Origin of the sequence: Pseudomonas sp. RW409 (assembly GCF_003184125.1) — a bacterium.
Taxonomy (GTDB): domain Bacteria; phylum Pseudomonadota; class Gammaproteobacteria; order Pseudomonadales; family Pseudomonadaceae; genus Aquipseudomonas; species Aquipseudomonas chlororaphis_I.
Genome location: NZ_QHHP01000017.1, coordinates 1 through 957 on the forward strand (window position 1 = coordinate 1; position 957 = coordinate 957).

Consider the following 957-nt stretch of genomic DNA (forward strand, 5'->3'; position numbering starts at 1 on the left):
CAGCAATACCACTGACCTTGACCCCACCATTAGGTGTCGTGGTGGCTGTAAGCCCGGTCGCTGGGTTCGGCGCTGTGGTGTCAATCTCCGGGTTAGCAACATACTCGACAGTGGCTGGCACACTGACGTTACCCGCCGCATCGATCGCAACAGCCTGGATCGTGCCACCGCTTTGCGGAGTGTTGCTGATCAGTTCAAAACTACCGTCAGGACCTGCCTGCACATCCAGCTTCGTGCCATCGATCAGGGTCACGGTGACTTTGCTGTTCGGCTCTGCCTTGCCACTGACCTTGACCGTACCGTCCTTTTGCGTGACCGCTTGCAAGTCAGATGGAGGGGTCGGCGCTGTGGTGTCAACCTCCGGGTTAGCCGTATAAGGCACCTTGGTTGAGGCACTGACGTTGCCTGCACCGTCGGTTACTTCGACCGAAATCATGCCGTTACTTTGCGGAGTCTCGATAATCAACTCGAAAATACCAGTAGGCCCGACCTGCACTTTCTGAGGTGGGCCATCAACTGGAGTTACAGTCACCGTACTGTTCGGCTCAGCAATACCACTGACCTTGACCCCACCATTAGGTGTCGTGGTGGCTGTAAGCCCGGTCGCTGGGTTCGGCGCTGTGGTGTCAATCTCCGGGTTAGCAACATACTCGACAGTGGCTGGCACACTGACGTTGCCCGCCGCATCAATCGCCACAGCCTGGATCGTACCGCTGCCTTGTGGCGTTTTGCTGATCAGTTCGAAGCCACCGTCAGGACCAGCCTGCACCTCCTGCTTCGTGCCATCAATCAGGGTCACAGTGACTTTGCTGTTCGGCTCAGCAATACCACTGACCTTGACCCCACCATTAGGTGTCGTGGTGGCTGTAAGCCCGGTCGCTGGGTTCGGCGCTGTGGTGTCAATCTCCGGGTTAGCAACATACTCGACAGTGGCTGGCACACTGACGTTACCCGCCG

At 57.6% G+C, this 957-nt stretch carries 1 protein-coding gene; it reads right to left on the bottom strand.

Going from position 1 to position 957, the window contains the following annotated elements:
- A partial coding sequence (locus DK261_RS33040; RefSeq protein ID WP_256597557.1) for an Ig-like domain-containing protein occupies positions 1-957 on the bottom strand: 957 nt, incomplete at both ends.